Below are 2528 nucleotides of genomic sequence, written 5' to 3' on the forward strand. Positions count from 1 at the left end.
CTTGCATGTGGCCGTAGGGGTGCTGGCCGGCATGGGGGGCCTTGTGCTCTCGCTCTGGCTTGAGGCCAGACTGCTGACCCTGCCCGCCCTTTTTCCGCCACTGCTGCTGCCCACGGCACTGACCACGCTTTTTTGCGGGCTTATCCTCGTGGTGGGGCGCACTACGGCCCTGGCCCAGGTCATCGGCTATCTCGTGGCGGAAAACGGCATTTTTCTGCTGGGCATGCCGCTGATGACGGCCGGGACCATCTGGTTTGAACTGGCTCTTTTGCTGGACGTGTTTGTGGCAGTCTTTGTTATGGGCATTGCCATCAACCACATCAGCAACACTTTTGAATCCATTGATGTAGGCCGCTTTCGCAGCCTCAGGGATTGACGGCCATGCTGGAAGCCTTGCTTTTTCTCCCGCTGGCGGCGGGCTGTATCATGTTGCTCGGCACAAGTTCTCTGTGCCGTGTTCTGCTGCCCCTCACTGGACTGGCCCACGCCGGGCTGGCAGCCGCGACCACCTGGAAGGTCGCCAACGGAGCCGAGCCGGAAGCCCTGGGAGGCCTTCTGGCCCCGGACCCGCTGGGCGCGCTTTTTCTCATGCTCGCCAGCCTGCTCTTTCTGGCGGCTTCTGTGTATGCTGTGTATTACCTGCGCGAGGAAGAACGCCTGGGCGTACACACCGCCTTTCAGGACGGCCGCAGCTTTACCAACGCGCCGCAGCGCCGTCTGGCCGCCTGCCTGTGCTTTTTTCTCTCATCCATGACCCTTGTGACCACCACCCCGCATCTCGGCGCCTTGTGGGTCGGCATTGAAGCCACTACCCTTTCCAGCGCGCCGCTGATCTACTTTCACCGCCACCAGCGCTCCCTTGAGGCCACCTGGAAATACCTCATCATCTGTTCCGTGGGCATCGCCCTGGCAATGGTGGGCAACATCCTGCTTTCTGTGGCTTTTTATACGCCCGAAGGCATGGAAGCCATGATGGAAGGCATGGATCAGGTGGGCTGGTATGTCAGCCACGCCCGCGCCGGGGAAGAAACCTGGCTCAAGGCCGCATTTATTTTTCTGCTGGTGGGCTACGGCACAAAAATGGGCCTGGCCCCTCTGCACAACTGGCTGCCGGATGCCCACAGCCAGGCCCCTTCGCTGGTTTCGGCGCTGCTGTCCGGCGCATTGCTCAACTGCGCCATGCTCGGCATTCTGCGCGGCCACCAGATCATGCTGGCCGCCGGGCTTGGCGGATTCAGCAGCGGCCTGCTCAGCTTTTTCGGCTTGCTGTCGCTGATTACGGCGGCCATCTTCATTGTGGGTCAGGGCCATTACAAGCGCATGCTGGCCTATTCCAGCGTGGAACATATGGGCATACTGGCGCTTGGCGTGGGCGTGGGCGGGCTGGCCGTGTCCGGGGCCATGCTGCATGCCGTCTGCCATTCGCTGACAAAATGCATGCTCTTTTTGCTTTCCGGCAACATTCTGGCCCGCTATCACACCTTTTCAAGCTATGACATCCGCGGCATGCGCTGGACCATGCCTGTAACCGGAACCCTCTGGATGGCCGGTTTTCTGGCAGTGGCAGGCTCGCCGCCTTTCGGCATTTTCATCAGCGAATTCATTATTTTCAAGGGCATGCTGGCTGCCGGGTCTCCCTTTCTGGCCGCAGGCTATCTGCTGGCCCTGGCCGTAATATTTGTGGGCCTTTCGGTGGCGGTGCTGCGCATGGTGCAGGGCAACCGCCCTGCGGATATGCCCCAGAATCCGCGCGAACCGCTGTTGAGCGTACTTCCGCCCCTGGTGCTCGGCATGGGTGTGCTGACTCTGGGCCTGTGGATACCCGACTGGCTGTGGAATTTTTTACGGCAGGCCGCGGCCCTTATCGGCGGTTAATACGGCTTACCGATGAAGCGAGTGCCTGCCTTGCAAGGATTTGTCTGCAAGCCCTTGCCACGGAACAGGAATCGGTGAGCTTTTCACGCCGCCAGGCGCCTGTTTCAGAAGTGTCAAAATCTCTAGGAGCTGTTTCTAACTGAATAATTTTGCTCCAAAAACAAGGAAGAGTCGGGTTTTGCCGAAAGGAGCATACTCTTATGGTATTCGACCGGAGCCCAGACACCACTTTGACTCAGTTACTGGACAAAAGGATTATTCAGAAGCAGTCCCTGGAGAAATATTGCTTTAACATTGCCCTGGCGGCTGCGTGTGCAGACGTCCGCTACGAAGGTGCGGGGCGCTGTCTTTGCGCTCCAAGGCATCGCAGTGAGCATTTTTGAACCTTTGAAAGCTTGTATGCTCAAAGGCAAAGTGCTCCAGGAGGATAACATGTCGTTCGACTACCGCGAGTCGGTAACACTGAACAAACTTGGGCGTCATTCCGTATCTGAATTGCGGGACATACTCCGTCACGCCCTGGCCGGAGGCTGGCGCGTACTGGCGTTTTTCGGCATTCCCGGCACGGACGCCCCCCTTGACGCGAAGAACGGCGACGCACCGGAACAGACCCGTGCCGTGAGCCTTTGCTGCGTGCTGGCCCATGACGGGAC

General features: G+C 59.3%; 1 protein-coding gene and 2 pseudogenes. All 3 read left to right on the forward strand.

What is annotated here, in order from left to right; genetic code table 11:
* Positions 1-376: pseudogene (locus V6C16_RS11120) on the forward strand (hydrogenase-4 component E); the annotation flags it as partial.
* A gap of 5 nt (positions 377-381) precedes the next feature.
* Positions 382-1875, forward strand: a complete 1494-nt coding sequence (locus V6C16_RS11125) for a proton-conducting transporter transmembrane domain-containing protein (RefSeq protein WP_333543227.1) — start codon at positions 382-384, stop codon at positions 1873-1875.
* Between the two features lie 432 nt (positions 1876-2307).
* Positions 2308-2528 (forward strand): annotated as a pseudogene (locus V6C16_RS11130) (hydrogenase); the annotation flags it as partial.

It is taken from the genome of Desulfovibrio sp. 1188_IL3213 (assembly GCF_036763145.1).
Lineage (GTDB): Bacteria > Desulfobacterota > Desulfovibrionia > Desulfovibrionales > Desulfovibrionaceae > Desulfovibrio.